This window comes from Erwinia sp. E_sp_B01_1 (assembly GCF_036865545.1).
In the GTDB taxonomy this organism is placed as follows: Bacteria; Pseudomonadota; Gammaproteobacteria; order Enterobacterales; family Enterobacteriaceae; genus Erwinia.
This window is the reverse complement of sequence record NZ_CP142208.1, coordinates 224,898-237,006: the sequence shown is the minus strand read 5'-3', so window position 1 is coordinate 237,006 and position 12,109 is coordinate 224,898. Positions and strand designations below refer to the sequence as shown.

Annotated in this window: 10 protein-coding genes; 7 read left to right on the top strand and 3 right to left on the bottom strand. The window is 53.0% G+C overall.

The features are described 5' to 3' along the window. The first annotated feature begins 116 nt into the window (after nucleotides 1–116). Complete coding sequence (locus tag VRC33_RS01060; RefSeq protein WP_338559976.1) at nucleotides 117–959, top strand: 23S rRNA (adenine(2030)-N(6))-methyltransferase RlmJ; 843 nt, start codon at nucleotides 117–119, stop codon at nucleotides 957–959. A 78-nt stretch (nucleotides 960–1,037) separates the two neighbouring features. On the opposite strand, the gene rnz is transcribed toward VRC33_RS01060, so the two are convergent. Continuing rightward, nucleotides 1,038–2,000 (bottom strand): ribonuclease Z, encoded by a 963-nt coding sequence (gene rnz / locus VRC33_RS01055; RefSeq protein WP_338564405.1) that lies wholly within the window; start codon nucleotides 1,998–2,000, stop codon nucleotides 1,038–1,040. 126 nt (nucleotides 2,001–2,126) lie between these two features. Between rnz and gorA the strand changes: the two genes are divergently transcribed. Next, nucleotides 2,127–3,479 (top strand): glutathione-disulfide reductase, encoded by a 1,353-nt coding sequence (gene gorA / locus VRC33_RS01050; RefSeq protein ID WP_338559974.1) that lies wholly within the window; start codon nucleotides 2,127–2,129, stop codon nucleotides 3,477–3,479. A gap of 55 nt (nucleotides 3,480–3,534) precedes the next feature. On the opposite strand, the gene VRC33_RS01045 is transcribed toward gorA, so the two are convergent. Further along, complete coding sequence (locus VRC33_RS01045; protein WP_338559971.1) at nucleotides 3,535–4,275, bottom strand: SGNH/GDSL hydrolase family protein; 741 nt, start codon at nucleotides 4,273–4,275, stop codon at nucleotides 3,535–3,537. A gap of 681 nt (nucleotides 4,276–4,956) precedes the next feature. Here VRC33_RS01045 and VRC33_RS01040 point away from each other — a divergent pair. Further along, nucleotides 4,957–6,087, top strand: a complete 1,131-nt coding sequence (locus tag VRC33_RS01040) for an acyltransferase family protein (protein WP_338559968.1) — start codon at nucleotides 4,957–4,959, stop codon at nucleotides 6,085–6,087. Nucleotides 6,088–6,130: 43 nt separating this feature from the next. On the opposite strand, the gene VRC33_RS01035 is transcribed toward VRC33_RS01040, so the two are convergent. Then, nucleotides 6,131–8,104: a methyl-accepting chemotaxis protein gene (locus VRC33_RS01035; RefSeq protein ID WP_338567477.1), complete on the bottom strand. Its 1,974-nt coding sequence runs from the start codon at nucleotides 8,102–8,104 to the stop codon at nucleotides 6,131–6,133. A gap of 310 nt (nucleotides 8,105–8,414) precedes the next feature. Here VRC33_RS01035 and VRC33_RS01030 point away from each other — a divergent pair, with 310 nt between their 5' ends. The 4 genes from VRC33_RS01030 to VRC33_RS01015 are packed head-to-tail and all read left to right on the top strand — an operon-like array spanning nucleotide 8,415 to nucleotide 12,071. Next, nucleotides 8,415–9,359, top strand: coding sequence for a siderophore ABC transporter substrate-binding protein (locus VRC33_RS01030; RefSeq protein ID WP_338559966.1), 945 nt, complete (start codon nucleotides 8,415–8,417; stop codon nucleotides 9,357–9,359). Between the two features lie 9 nt (nucleotides 9,360–9,368). After that, nucleotides 9,369–10,328 carry an ABC transporter permease gene (locus VRC33_RS01025; RefSeq protein WP_338564404.1) on the top strand — a complete coding sequence of 320 codons (960 nt, stop codon included), beginning with the start codon at nucleotides 9,369–9,371 and terminating at the stop codon, nucleotides 10,326–10,328. Further along, entirely contained in the window at nucleotides 10,318–11,316 is a 999-nt protein-coding gene (locus VRC33_RS01020; RefSeq protein ID WP_338559964.1) for an iron chelate uptake ABC transporter family permease subunit, read from the top strand. The genes VRC33_RS01025 and VRC33_RS01020 overlap by 11 nt, the downstream gene beginning before the upstream one ends. After that, nucleotides 11,313–12,071, top strand: coding sequence for an ABC transporter ATP-binding protein (locus VRC33_RS01015; protein WP_338559962.1), 759 nt, complete (start codon nucleotides 11,313–11,315; stop codon nucleotides 12,069–12,071). The genes VRC33_RS01020 and VRC33_RS01015 overlap by 4 nt, the downstream gene beginning before the upstream one ends. The last annotated feature ends 38 nt before the right edge of the window (nucleotides 12,072–12,109 follow it).

Here is a 12,109-nt window from a genome sequence, read left to right as displayed (position 1 = left end):
CTGAAGGTTCTCATGCTTTTTCCTGCATCCGTGGCTGCGCGTCGTTCTGTAGGTTATCCGTGAGGTAAAACTGATTTAATATCAATTAAAACCTTATAAATTCAACAGGATACACAATGCTCAGCTATCGCCACAGTTTTCACGCCGGCAACCACGCCGATGTTCTTAAGCACACCGTTCAGAGTCTGATTATCAACGCCCTGAATGAGAAAGATAAACCTTACCTCTATCTGGATACCCACGCTGGCGCAGGACGCTATCAGCTGAGCGGCGAGCACGCCGAGCGCACCGGGGAATATCTGGAAGGGATTGCCCGCATCTGGCAGCAGGACGATCTGCCGGCAGAGCTGGAGAGCTATATCTCCTGCATCAAAGCGCTGAATCCGAATGGCAAACTGCGTTACTACCCAGGCTCCCCGCTGATCGCGCGTCATCTTCTGCGTCCTTACGACAAGCTGAACATGACCGAGCTGCACCCGAGCGACTACCCGATGCTGCGTAACGAGTTCCTGAAGGACGATCGTGCCCGTACCGAGCGTGCAGACGGTTTCCAGCAGTTAAAGTCAAAACTGCCGCCGCTCTCCCGCCGTGGCTTTACCCTGATCGACCCGCCCTATGAGCTGAAAACCGATTATCAGGCCGTGGTGAAAGGATTACTGGAAGGACACAAACGCTTCAGCACCGGCGTGTACGCATTATGGTATCCGGTGGTACTGCGCCAGCAGATCAAACGCATCACCAAAGAGCTGGAATCCAGCGGTATCCGTAACATTCTGCAGATTGAGCTGGGCGTGCGTCCGGACAGCGATCGCTTTGGCATGACCGCCTCCGGGATGATCGTCATTAACCCACCGTGGAAGCTGGAAAAGCAGATGAACAACGTGCTGCCGTGGCTGCTTAAGCATCTGGTGCCGTCCGGAACCGGCCACACCAAAGTCAGCTGGATTGTGCCTGAGTAACAGCAGCTTGCCTGGGGACGAATGCTTTTGTCCCCTTTTGAAGGCGGGTGGCCTTGCTAACCGCCCTTTAAAACGGGTTCACACCTCAAATACTGAAAAATCATGCGCCATCTCGGTATTGGGGAAAATCTCCCGACACTCCGCCAGTAATCTTTCCGCATCCTCCCGCAGATAACGCGAGCTGAGGTGCGTAATAATCAGCTTCTTTGCCCCTGCTTCTTTTGCTGCTGTTGCCGCCTGCACCGTTGAGGAATGTCCCCGCCCGTTGGCTTTTTCTTCCAGCGCCTTTTCCAGCGTAGCCTCATGAACCATCACATCAGCCCCCGCTGCCAGCTCAACTGAAGCCGTGGTCGGGCTGGTATCGCCAAAAATAGCCAGTGTCACGCCCGGCGTGGGCGATCCAAGCCACTCTTTGCCGTTCACCACGCGGCCATCTTCCAGGGTGACCGTTTTACCCAGTTTAAGATCCTGGAACAATTTGCCCGGTTTAATGCCTGCGGCCAGCAAGCCTTCGGCATCCAGTGCACCGGGTTTTTCATGCTCTTCAATACGAAAACCGTAACACTCCACCGGGTGAGTAAGGGGATAAGCCGTCACGCGAAAATGCTCATCGTTAAACAGCATACCCGCTTCGATCTCCACAATTTCCAGCGGGAAGGTCAGCCAGGAGCCGCTAAGGCTCAGGGTGGTTTCAATAAAGGTTTTAATGCCTTTTGGCCCGTAAACCGTCAGGGTGTCGCTGACGCCATTCATCGAACGGCTGGTCAGCAGCCCCGGCAGGCCAAAAATATGATCGCCGTGCAGATGAGTGATAAAAATTTTCTCTAATTTGCCGGTTCTGGTACGTGAGCGCATGATCTGATGCTGAGTACCTTCGCCGCAGTCAAACAACCAGCAGCCGCTGCGCGCGCCGTGCAGATTCAGCGCAATGCTGGTGACGTTACGCTGGCGGCTGGGCGTGCCTGCACCCGTTCCTAAAAAAGCAGTTCCATCCGGTCTCTCTTTGCCAGTAAAGTGCGAAAAAAGTGAGGTCTGTCGCAGTAATTTATGATTATTACCGATTTTCAGGCGGCTGCCCTATCACAATCATAGACGCAAACTTTGCGGCATTTAACCGACTGGCGTTACACTACTGCCAATTCATTTCACTGACTGATGGAATTTCCGATGACCAGACATTATGACTACCTTGCCATTGGCGGCGGCAGCGGCGGTATCGCCTCTATTAACCGCGCGGCTATGTATGGCCAGAAATGCGCGTTGATCGAAGCTAAAGACCTCGGCGGCACCTGTGTGAACGTCGGATGCGTTCCCAAGAAAGTGATGTGGCACGCGGCACAGATCGCTGAAGCTATCCACCAGTACGGCCCGGATTACGGTTTCGATACCACCGTGAACCATTTCAGCTGGGCAACGCTGGTTAAGAACCGCAGCGCCTATATCGACCGCATTCATACCTCTTATGACAACGTATTGGGTAAAAACAACGTTGACGTGATCAAAGGCTATGCCCGCTTTGTGGATGCGCATACCGTTGAAGTTAACGGCGAAAAAATTACCGCCGATAATATCCTGATCGCTACCGGTGGGCGCCCTACCCATCCTTCCATTCCGGGTGCGGAATATGGCATTGATTCCGACGGTTTCTTTGAGCTGGATGACCTGCCAAAACGTACCGCCGTGGTGGGCGCAGGCTATATCGCCGTTGAGATCGCTGGCGTGGTAAACGCGCTGGGTTCTGAAACGCACCTGTTTGTGCGCAAGCATGCGCCACTGCGTACTTTCGATCCGCTGATCGTTGAGACGCTGGTGGAAGTGATGAACGCCGAAGGCCCGACGCTGCATACCGAATCTGTGCCAAAAGCCGTGATTAAAAACGCTGACGGCAGCCTGACTCTGCAACTGGAAAATGGCGAAGCGCAGACGGTTGACTGCCTGGTGTGGGCCATTGGTCGTGAGCCAATGACCGATAACCTGAACCTGGACGTTACCGGCGTGAAGCTGAACGAAAAGGGCTACATCAGCGTCGATAAATACCAGAATACCAACGTAGCTGGCATTTACGCGGTGGGTGATAACACCGGTGCGGTAGAGCTGACCCCGGTGGCGGTAGCTGCTGGCCGCCGCCTGTCAGAGCGCCTGTTTAACAACAAGCCGGAAGAGCACCTGGATTACAGCAATGTGCCTACCGTGGTCTTCAGCCACCCGCCAATAGGTACGGTAGGCCTGACCGAGCCGGAAGCGCGTGAGCAGTACGGTGAGGACGAAGTGAAAGTATATAAGTCTTCTTTCACCGCCATGTATACCGCAGTGACTCAGCACCGTCAGCCTTGCCGTATGAAGCTGGTTTGCGTGGGCAAAGATGAGAAGATTGTGGGCATCCACGGCATCGGCTACGGCATGGATGAAATGCTGCAGGGCTTCGCCGTGGCACTGAAAATGGGTGCCACCAAGAAAGACTTCGACAACACCGTGGCGATCCACCCTACCGGGTCGGAAGAGTTCGTTACCATGCGTTAACGCTTTGCCTGATCTGAACAAGCCAGCTGATGCTGGCTTTTTTTATGGCTTCACTTCAGCGTCTGGCCATCAGGGTAGCGAAGTTATCATCAATGACTTTCCAGGTTTCTTCAGCCTTGATTTTATAAAGCTCGCTGGAGGGATGAATGCAATCCGGCGACATCATCGACTGCCAGCCCGGTATCTCCTGAATACGCTGATACTGTTTAACCAGCGGCACGGACAAGGTTTTAGCGACAGCGTCCAGCCTGGCGCTGTAGGGCGAAATATTCCATGATACTGCTTTACCGCACAGCGGATGCGGCTCCTGCAAGACCACCTGTTTGCCGTTATCGCGGGCAATAGTGATCAGTTCGGTCATGACCTTTTCATACTGATCCGGGCTTAACACGTAATCCGGTTTTGCATCTTTAAAATGATAGTGCCGCGCATCATTGGTGGCGAAGTTCAGAATAATCAGCCTGGCTTTGGATTTTTTCATTTCATCCGCCCACAGCCCATTATTTTTATATTTGTAAGTGCCGTTAAGTAATTCTATTGCCTGCGCCGAAGGCTGGCCTTTATTGATAACTTCAATGCTCTTGCCATATTTTTTCTGCAGAAAATCGCTCAGGAAATGTATTTCATTCTCTCTGGTGACCACATTCTTCAGCCGGCCATTCTCTTTTCTGACCGCCATCACCCCCGCCGTACTGGATCCGCCATAGGCTTCGATAATCATACCGCCGTCGATGTTTTTTGCCTGTGAAAGCAATGGCAGAAGCGCCAGTAGCGGGATCGCGATCTGTTTGAACATATAAAACCTTTGCCTGGTAGCAGCCGGGGGCTAAGTAAACCCTGAATCATCTCAGGGAAAGGGTAATTCAAAACAATAAGGCGGAAATTTATCATTTCCGGGAGGATAAATGAATGATCAAATTCCGATTTATACTGCGTTTTTGTACCTGTTTAAGGGCCGCAGGCCAGTTAAATGACCCTTCTTATCTGCGCCAGATGCGTGCAGCGCAAAAGGATATACTGAAATGAAAACGCACAGTCCAGGAGAAATTTATTAACACTCCCTTCTGATTTCATCAGCATTAATCCTCCTGGTTTTGAGAAATTTACCAGGACGCTACATAAGTAAAACTGGTGGAATCCACAGATTCTCTGTGTAAAGCCAATGGCAAAAACCTAAAAAATAAAAACAAATAAAGAATAATTACAACAAGTTAATAAAATTAATTTCGGCTCTGAAATTTCATTACTTTTAGTGAGAGCACCATAATAACTTCAGGTAAGTTATTAGCGTTTTTCTGATTTCTACGTCAGCCAGTAAACCTTAATCATAACGATGATATTATTCTCCGCACTCTACAGGAGTTACACTCTTCCAGGGAATCAGGACCTCACATCATTATGCGCAATGAGAATATCGACTGCGAAATCTGACGCCAGGTCCAGCTTAAAATTGACAGACAGTTATTAAGGCAAAGTTATGGATACCTCACCGTTTTTAGCGCGAAGAAATATCGGCCTGGACTTTTTACGCGCCGTGCTGATTCTGGAGGGCGTGCTCTATCATGCAGCAAGAAGCCTGCCCGGCAGTGGTAATTACTGGTACTACGTCGCCAACAAAAATGAATCAATCGCTTTTTCTTCGCTGATTGAATTTGTTCATGCTTTTCGCATGGAGGCCTTTTTCTTTCTCTCCGGCATGTTCTCAGCCATGGTCATTCTGAGAAAGGGTCGGGATTTCTTTATTGATAACCGAAAAAAACGCGTGCTGTTGCCACTGGTGGGGGCATTTTTATTTATTCCCCCGCTGATGTATCTCATCACAGCCTCTATTAAAGGCAACCCATTAGCCCTCTCGGGGTTGGTAAACTCCTGGACCATGCTGCATCATCTCTGGTTCCTGGTGTCGCTGTCGGTAATGTCACTGATTGTTCCGGTCAGCCTCTGTGACAAAATTGCCGCGCTGTTCAGATCCCTGCCGCTGCCGGTGGTTGTGGCTGCCATTATTATTAGCTGTAACCTGTTCTTTGCCGTGAAATATGTGGTCAAAGATATGGGCGAATTTGTGGCATTAGTTCCCGTAACGGCGCGTTTCTTTATCTATTATGCGGCTGGGTATGCTTTATATGTTAACCGGGATAAAATCCCGCAAATTAAAAGCAGCTGGATCCTCAGCAGCTGGTTTGTTCTGCCAATGGGGCTGGTGACATACCTGGCGTTCTATTACACGCTGCATAACCATATTGAAGGGGTGATGAAATATATCCCCACCCTTATCGCCAGCGTTTTCTCCGTGCTGATCTCTTTCTGGCTGGTATTTTTCTTTGAAAAAATACGCATCAATGAGAGCAGATTAGTCAAACTGGTGGTGGATTCGGCGCTGGTCGTTTACATCATGCACTACCCGGTGGTGATCTCTTTCTCTTACCTTGCAGATGCCTGGGTGGCGAAGGAAAACGCCATTATCTACGTAGCGCTGATTACCTCGATTGGGCTGGCTGTCAGCTTCCTGCTCTATTACATGGTGAAAAGAAGCAAACTACTTTCCGCCCTGTTTGGCTTAAAACCTGTGGCGATCAAACCGGTTCTCCCTTCCGCGCAACCGGAGTAAGTCTGAATGGCCGGGCAGCATGGTTGCCCGGCCAGATAGATCGCTACGCTTTTTGATTTGCAGTGGAGAGTTTTTGCAGCACGGTCAGTTGCACTACGGCATCCTGCATGGCATCCATTCCCTCCGTCAGCGTGCGCAGGCTGCCAAGATGCTTCGCAATACTCTCCCGCTCGTTGTTGGTCTTCTGGCTCATAGCGGCTATCGCATCCGCCGCCGTGATGCTGCGCTCAGCCATCTCGGTAGAGGTTGCCACCGTTTCACTGGCAACGATGCGGATCCGCGCAATAGTTTCTACCGCCTCGTTGATATTCCCTGCCGTGGAGTCGGCCTGCTCTTTTGAAGAGTGCGCCAGCCTGCGGACTTCACCCGCCACGACCGCAAACCCCCGCCCCGCTTCTCCTGCCCGTGCAGCCTCAACTGCGGCGTTCAACGAAAGCAAATTAGTCTGGAATGCAATGTCGCTGATGCCGCTGGTGATGTGGTTAATGCCCATGGAAATTTTCTCCAGGTCGTCCAGCCCCTCCTCCAGGCGGCTCTGCGCCTGTTGGCTCCGCAGAGCAATGCTGCTCAGTGCGCGGATACTGGTTTCCGCCATGCCTAACGTCTCGTTTTGATTTTGCGTAGCCGCTTCCAGCATCGGCAGGGCCGCCATCAACGGTGAGATCTCCTGTTGATAAGAGATTACCCGGTTAAGCACGCGGGTCTGGATACTGTTCAGCGCTTCCCAACGGCGCAGCGCACGCTGGGCGTAATGCCCTGCATAGCCAGCGTATTCAACCGGGAACTGCGTCATCGCTTTGACATCATGATTGAAAAAAACCAGCGCTGATAATGTCTGATTGATAGGCACGCCCAGGATTTCACCAAAGCTGGAGAAGCCAGCCGCAGGTAAGCCCTTGAAAAAATGTGCATTATGCAACTGACCCTCATTGCCTGCCCGCCGCAGAATACAGTCATTCATCAGGATCGCTGCCGGCCTGCCTCGTTTAGCGATAAAGGTCTGCCAGTCCTGCCGCGTAGTCTGCTTAAAATCCGTCTCTTCCAGCAAATAGAGGCGATCCCCAAACTCCAGATCGCAGAAGAACTGCACGCTGCCAGGTTCAATTTTAGCGACAGAGCGGATGAAAAATTCCTCCCCCACTTTCACCCCAAATGTCAGCCCTTTCAGACGTTCACTGAGCATCTGCTCATTGCACCCCAGGGATGTTGCCAGCGCTTCGGTAAAGCGTACCTGCTGGCCCTGGCGATCAAAGACCGAGGTTACCGTACGGGCAACCGGATCGGCCTCTGCAATCAGCCAGCTCTGGTCACGAGGGGTAAAGTTCTGGCTTTTAAAGGGCGCGAAAGATTTTCCTGCAGCCATCTGACAGAAAATAATCACGGCTTTCCCCTGCAACACCTTTCCACCCACGCCAATCCAGGTGCCGTCAAACTCAATTTTGCCGCCAGCCGACCCGCCGATCGCCAGGCAGGGAAAACGCCCGCAGTTATACCAGGCCTGCATCAGGAAACCTTCAGACGCCGAGAGGCCATCGCAATAAATCATCGCGAAAGTGCGATCGGAGGAGAGGGGCATTCGCACGGTCATCGACGCCAGTTCGCGCTGAATGGCGTTGATTCGGTCAGCAGCGGTATGCGTGTCCGTGACGTGCAAATCGATAACATGAGTCTCATGGCGGGATATCAGGCTTTCGGGCAGCCAGAGCCAGCTTCCTTCCTCTCCATGACCTTCACAATAGGTGGTCTCTTTACCGCTGCTGCTTAGCGCGCCATTCGAGGAAAGCGTGATAACCGTCAAACGGGGGGAGGTAAAGCGTTGCCATGCCTGGCTGACCTGCTGGAAATCGGCATACGGGGGCACAAAGGCCATTAAAATACCGGATGCCTTGTTGCTTAATCCCGCCGTTGCAAGTGAGGCAGGGAGGCGCTGGCTGTGAAAAGTCCCGTTTGCGGGCTGACTTTTACGGCGGAACAGAAACGCTGAAAGGCGCTTCATCATTGCCATTAATGAAAACATGGTGTGGTGACCTTCTATTTTTTTATATTAACAATGCAGGTGTGGGGGGTGGTTTCTGGTGTGGTTAAAGAGGGCTTAAGGCATGTTCCATACGCGAGAAGAACTCGGTATCAGGAGAAAACACGTCTTGTGCTTTCTGTCTCTGTATACAGCATCGTTATCGCCCTGGCGGCGCAAAACTTTAAAGGTCGTTGGCGTCACCCGCCAAAAAGCCTGTCTATTCCCGCTCTTTATCGGGTATGATTGAAACAATTCGTAATACGAATCATTAGTATTCAACTAATTGTTACATTCACTTTCAGGAGAGAAAATGAAATTGCGTTCAGCGTGGATCTCATCTTTGGTGGCTACTGGCCTGTTGATCATCAGCAGCCAGTGGGCTGTGGCAGAGGAACAGAAGGGCCAGCTCAGTATTGAGCATGCTCAGGGCACCACCCAGGTTCCGCTCAATCCCAAAAAGGTGATTATTCTCAATCCCGCCACGCTGGATAACGCAGATGCGCTGGCTATTCCGGTCGCCGGCGTGCCAAAAAACAGCGCCCATCTGCCCGGCTTTCTGGCGAAATATCAGGGTGACGATTATCTGAATGCAGGAACGCTGTTTGAGCCGGATTATGAAGCGCTGGTTAATGCCAAACCTGACCTGATCATTGCGGGCGGCCGCGCCCGTGATGCCTATGACAAACTCAGTGAAATCGCGCCGACCATTGCGCTGGATGTTGATCCGGAGCACTTCGTTGCCAGCCTGACCCAGCGTACGGAACAACTGGCCGCCATTTTCGGAAAACAGCAGCAGGCTACTGCCCTGATGGCCGGATTCAACGCCAGAATCGCTGAAATCAAAGGTAAATCCGCCAAAGCGGGCAGCGCGATGGTGATTATGATCAACGGCGGCAAAATGTCAGCCTACACGCCCGGCTCCCGCTTTGGGTTTGTCTATGATGCGCTGGGCTTCAAACCGGCCACCAGCTTTAAGCAGACTGGCCGCCACGGTAATGTAGTCTCTTCCGAATTTATTCTGCAGACCAATCCGGACTGGCTGTTCGTGCTGGATCGTGACAGTGCGATTGGCCGTAAAGAGGGACAATCCGCGCAGCAGGTGCTGGATAACCCGCTGATCCGCAAAACCCATGCCTGGAAGAACAGGCAGGTGGTGTATCTCGACTCTGCTTCGCTGTACATCGCCGGTGGTGTGCAAAGCTACACTCAGCTGATGGACAAAATTAACGTCTCGCTGGATCAGGCAGGACAGTAATTCCCCGTGATGAAAAGCTTCCCATTGGTCGTGGGCCTGGCAGCATTGCTGGGCCTGATGACATGCAGTCTCTTTATCGGCGCGGGCCAGATGACATGGCGTGGGATCTGGACAGATGCGGACATGCGCGACATCTTTCTGATCAGCCGTGTTCCCCGCACGCTGGCCCTGCTGCTGGCCGGCAGCGCTATGAGCGTGGCGGGCCTGATCATGCAGATGCTGACGCAAAACCGGTTTGTTGAGCCTTCAATTGCCGGAACAACGCAGTCAGCCAGTCTTGGCCTGCTGCTGGTGATGATTGTGAACCCTGCCGCTTCCGTGCTGCTGAAAATGGTTGTCGCCGTGCTTTTTGCCCTGGTGGGCACCGCACTGTTTATGACGCTGCTTCAGCGAATGCGCATCAAATCGCCGCTGATGGTGCCGCTTACCGGAATGATGCTCGGTGCCATCTTCAGTGCCGTTACCACGTTTCTCGCCATGGAATTTGACCTGTTACAGTCGCTGAGCGGCTGGGAATCCGGCGATTTCTCCGGCGTCTTACAGGGTCGCTATGAGCTGCTGTGGATGGTCGGCGGCCTGACGGTGCTGGCGATGCTGATTGCCGACCGGTTCACCGTGGCCGGAATGGGCCGTGAGTTCTCCGTCAATGTGGGCCTGAACTACCAGTACATTATGCTCACCGGGATGGCGATCGTTTCGGTCATCAGCGGTGTGGTGGTAGTGGTGATTGGCGTTCTGCCGTTCCTCGGCCTGATTGTGCCGAACATTGTCAGCCTGGCGATGGGGGATAACCTGCGCCGCACTATTCCCTGGGTTGCTCTGTGTGGCGGTGGCCTGGTGGTGCTGTGCGATATCGCTGGTCGCCTGATTGTCTGGCCGTTTGAAATACCCGCCAGCGTGATCCTCGGGGCAATTGGGGCGATGGTTTTTTTGTTCCTGCTGCTAAGGAAGCCAAAACATGCAGGTTAGTGCCACCTCTTCTGAAGGGATAACTTCGCGCCCTTCTCTGCCCTCTCCCGTCAGGCGGTTGTGGCTGCTCAGCGCCCTGGCTCTGGCCGTTATTGTGCTGTTTATGACCGTGAATCTGGGTGGCAACCTGGGTTACATCCTGGTGCATCGCGGCCTGATCCTGGCGACCATGCTGCTGGTGGCCTTCGCTGCCGGCGTGGCGACCCTGCTGTTCCAGACGGTAACCAGTAACCGCATTCTGACCCCCTCAATAATGGGGCTGGAAGCGCTGTTTATCCTGATCCAGACGATGCTGATCTTCTTTATTGATGCAGACGGATTTCGTGCGCTGGGGATTTTGGGCAAGTTTCTCTGCGAATCGCTGCTGCTGCTGCTCTTTTCTGTCGCGCTTTATCGCTGGCTGTTGTCCGGTCTGGGCGTCGATCTGCATAAAGTGCTGCTGGCAGGACTGGTCTTTGGCACCCTGTTTCGCAGCCTGTCGGGCCTGCTGCAACGGCTGCTGGCACCGGGAGAATTCGCTGTTCTGCAGGGCCGCCTTTTTGCCACCTTTACCCGCGCGGCCCCGGAGATTATTGCACTGGCGGCAGCGATAGTGCTGCTGATGGCCGTCATCATCTGGCGGCTGCGCCACGTACTGGATGTGCTCGCTTTAGGCCGGAATGCCGCCATCAATCTGGGCGTGCCTTATCAGCAAAAAGTGATGACTATTCTGCTGCTGGTTTCGCTCCTTGTGGCGGTTTCCGTCGCGCTGGTTGGCCCACTGACCTTCCTGGGCCTGCTGGTGACAAACCTGACTTACCAGATCATCGGATCGCACCGTCATCAGTATCTCCTGCCAGGGGTGATCCTGACCGGCATAATTATCCTGGTCGGGGGGCAGCTGATTCTGGAACGTCTGTTGAATATGTCAGGAACGCTGTCGGTGGTGATTGAGTTCACTGGCGGCGCGCTGTTCCTCTACCTGTTGATTAAGAAGGCGTCGTTGTGATTGAAATTAGCGGTGTTGTAAAAAAATACCATCAGACCACCGTGCTGGACCAGGTCAGTGAATCTCTGCCGGAAGGCGGCATCACCTCCATTATTGGCGCTAATGGCGCAGGCAAATCCACGCTGCTGTCGGTGATGAGCCGCCTGCTGACGCCGGATGCCGGCAGCATCTCCATCAACGGGCTGGACGTGGAAAAAACGCCGGGCAAAGAGTTGGCAACCGTGCTCTCCATTCTCCGTCAGGAGAACCATTTTACCAGCCGCCTGACGGTGTATGACCTGGTGGGTTTTGGTCGCTATCCCTGGTCGCAGGGCCGTCTTACCGCAGAAGACCACCAGCACATTGAAAAAGCGATGGCCTTTCTGGAGCTGCAACCGCTGAAGGATCGCTATCTTGATGAGTTATCCGGCGGCCAGCGGCAGCGAGCCTTTGTGGCGATGGTGCTGTGTCAGGATACCAAATATGTGCTGCTGGATGAGCCGTTGAACAATCTGGATATTAAACACAGTGTGGCAATGATGAAGCAGCTACGGCGGGCCGCCGACGAACTGCAAAAAACCATTGTGCTGGTGATCCACGACATCAACTTCGCCTCGGCTTATTCCGACCATATCATCGCAATGAAGGAGGGAAAAATTCTGTTTCGCGGCCCGCCCGAAACGATCATGACGCCGCAAAGAATTGAGGCGATTTTTGATACTCAGGTCAGCATTGAACGCGTCAATAATCAGTACATCGCGGTTTATTATCGCTGAGGAAAAAGGGGGGTCTTCCCCCTGTGCCTGGAATTTCA